General features: G+C 63.8%; 3 protein-coding genes. 1 reads left to right on the top strand and 2 read right to left on the bottom strand.

All coding sequences use genetic code 11. The annotated features are described in order from the left end of the window. Both C167_RS32290 and C167_RS0106965 read right to left on the bottom strand, forming a co-directional pair. Positions 1-319: ABC transporter substrate-binding protein (locus tag C167_RS32290; protein WP_037006027.1), on the bottom strand; the 319-nt coding region annotated here is incomplete at its 3' end. A gap of 198 nt (positions 320-517) precedes the next feature. After that, a complete protein-coding gene (locus C167_RS0106965; RefSeq protein WP_017517545.1) occupies positions 518-1,081 on the bottom strand; it encodes a helix-turn-helix domain-containing protein in 564 nt (187 codons plus the stop codon). Positions 1,082-1,259: 178 nt separating this feature from the next. Here C167_RS0106965 and C167_RS0106960 point away from each other — a divergent pair, with 178 nt between their 5' ends. Further along, entirely contained in the window at positions 1,260-2,477 is a 1,218-nt protein-coding gene (locus tag C167_RS0106960; RefSeq protein WP_026078850.1) for a M24 family metallopeptidase, read from the top strand. The last annotated feature ends 81 nt before the right edge of the window (positions 2,478-2,558 follow it).

Below are 2,558 nucleotides of genomic sequence, written 5' to 3'. Positions count from 1 at the left end.
TGAAGTAGTCGGTGGTGTGGAACTTCACGCCGGGGCGCAGGTGGAAGGTCCAGGTCTTGCCGTCGGCGGAGGTTTCCCAGCTTTGCGCCAGGGCCGGCTGGGCTTCGGTGCCGCCGCGCTGGAACTGCACGAGGCGGTTGAACAGGGTTTCGGAGGTGGCGTCGTAATCGGTGCCGGTGGTGTATTGACCGGGGTCGAAGCCCGCTGGGCTGCCTTCGGAGCAGTACACCAGGGTGGAGGCGGCCTGAGCCGCGGAGCCGGCGAGCAGCAGTCCGCCGAAGGCGAGTGCGTGCAGTGGATTACGTCGCATCTTGCGCATTGCCTGACCTCATTCTTGTTTTTCTTCAGGGGCCGGCGAACCGATGGGGTTTGCAGCCGGCCTGGCCGGACCGGTCCGGATGAGACCTGTCCCTTCATGGCCGGGCTGTGTCCGGCCATGCCGCGCCGAAGTTAAGTCAGACTGAAATCAAGTTCAACTCAAAATTCAGTGCTACTGAAAATTTCGTCAGGCTGTGAATCAGGTGAGGGCGTGTTCGCCGAACAGCGGAAGGGTGGTGACGGTGAGCATTTCCGCCACGCTGTCACCGAGGTTGCGCAGGCAATGACGCTTGCCAGAGTCGAAGTGGACGGAGTCGCCAGGGCCCAGCGGATAGGTGTGGCCATCGATGTCGTAGGCGATGCGCCCGGTGAGGACGTAGGCGAATTCCGAGCCATCGTGGGTGATCAGTTCGGATTCGTAGCCCACCGGAACCGTCACCTTCACCGCGTTCAACTGGTTGCCGGGGAAACTGCTGGACAGCCGCTCGTAGCTCAGTGGCTGGCCTTCGATGGTGTAGCGCACGCGCTCACCCTGGTGCGAGTCCGGCGGAATCTGCTGCGGAGAGTCGAAGAGGGCGTTGAGCGGCACGTCCAGCGCCTTGGCGATGCTGGCCAGGGACGACAGCGAGACGCCGGTGAGGTTGCGCTCGGCCTGGGACAGGAAGCTCGCCGTCAGGCCGGCTTCGGCGGCCACCTGGTTCAGGGTCTTCTTCGCTGCTCGCCGATAACGGCGCAGGCGTTCTCCGATACGATCTGCGGACATTGCTCAGGCTCTTGTGGGACGCCGGCAGCATACCAGTGTCGTCGACCGGTGAAAGCATCGAGCCATCAGCGGATGAAAAATCGGCCACAAGGATAGCGGATACCGAAAAGCCTTTGACCGGAAATTTCAGTGCTGCTTAAATTTATGGTCGCTTTATTCCATTCCTCGGGAGAGTCACATGACATTGGGAGTAGGGGGCGTGAGCCCCGAGCAGGCGCTGGCGAAATTGCAGGTCATGACGGCTGGTGCTCGTCCCATTGCACTCGAGGAATACCAGGCTCGGATCGGTCGATTGCAGCAACTGATGCTGGCGCGCGAAGTCTCGGCCGTGTTCATCGATGCCGGCAGTTCGCTGGTCTATTTCACTGGCCTGAAGTGGAGCCCCAGCGAGCGGCTGGTCGGCGCACTGGTGCCGGCACGGGGCGAGGTGCGCTACATCGCCCCGGCCTTCGAGGAGGGCACGGTGCGCGATCTGCAGGTGCTGCCCGGCAGCATCAGCGTGTGGGCCGAGCATGAAAGCCCGTTCGCCCTGCTGGCCGGAATGCTTTCGGAAATCGAGGTGCGCGACGGTGCGCGGGTCGGTCTTTCCCACAGCCTGCCGTTCGGCATGTTCGAACGCCTGCGCCAGGCGACGAGCCAGGTGCAACTGGTGGACGCCGGCGCGTTGATCGAGCAGTGCCGCCGCTGCAAGTCGCCAGCGGAGTTGGCGCTGATGCAGCGGGCGAAGGACATGACCCTGGAGGTGCACAAGGCTGCGGCCAGCATCCTGCGCGAGGGCATCAGCGCCACCGAAGTGACGCGCTTCATCGAGGCCGCGCACAGGAAGGTAGGGGCGCTGGGCTCGACCTTCTGCATCGTGCTGTTCGGTGAGGACAGTGCCTTCCCCCACGGCGTACGCCAGCCGCGTCCGTTGCGCGAAGGCGACATGGTGCTGATCGATACCGGCTGCCAACTCTACGGCTACCACTCGGATATCACCCGCAGTTACGTTTTCGGTACGCCCAGTGCGCGCCAGCGCGAACTGTGGAACCTGGAGAAGGCCGCACAGCAGGCTGCTTTCGACGCCGCCGTGCTCGGCTCGCCCTGCGAGCAGGTTGACGCCGCCGCCCGACGTTGCCTGGAGGCCGGCGGCCTCGGGCCGGACTATGCACTGCCGGGTTTGCCGCACCGCACTGGTCACGGCATCGGGTTGGATATCCACGAAGCGCCGTACCTGGTGCGCGGCGACCGCACGCCGCTGGACATCGGAATGTGCTTCAGCAACGAGCCGATGATCTGCGTACCGGGGGAGTTCGGCATCCGCCTGGAGGACCATTTCTACATGACGGCGCAAGGTCCGCGCTGGTTCACCCTGCCGAGTCATTCGGTGGAGGATCCCTTTGGCCTGAACGCATAGTCCCTGTAGGAGCGAACTTGCTCGCGAATGCATTTCCCGGCAGTACGATTGCGGGCGGTTCGCGAGCAAGCTCGCTTGTAT

It is taken from the genome of Pseudomonas nitroreducens TX1 (genome assembly GCF_000313755.1).
Taxonomy (GTDB): Bacteria; Pseudomonadota; Gammaproteobacteria; order Pseudomonadales; family Pseudomonadaceae; genus Pseudomonas; species Pseudomonas nitroreducens_A.
The sequence above is the reverse complement of the archived record's forward strand: the minus strand, read 5'-3'. Positions and strand labels throughout refer to the sequence as shown.

Coding starts and splice junctions, on each gene's coding strand:
- C167_RS0106960 (WP_026078850.1), top strand. CDS start 1,260: ATGACATTGGGAGTAGGGGGCGTGAGCCCCGAGCAGGCGCTGGCGAAA.
- C167_RS0106965 (WP_017517545.1), bottom strand. CDS start 1,081: ATGTCCGCAGATCGTATCGGAGAACGCCTGCGCCGTTATCGGCGAGCA.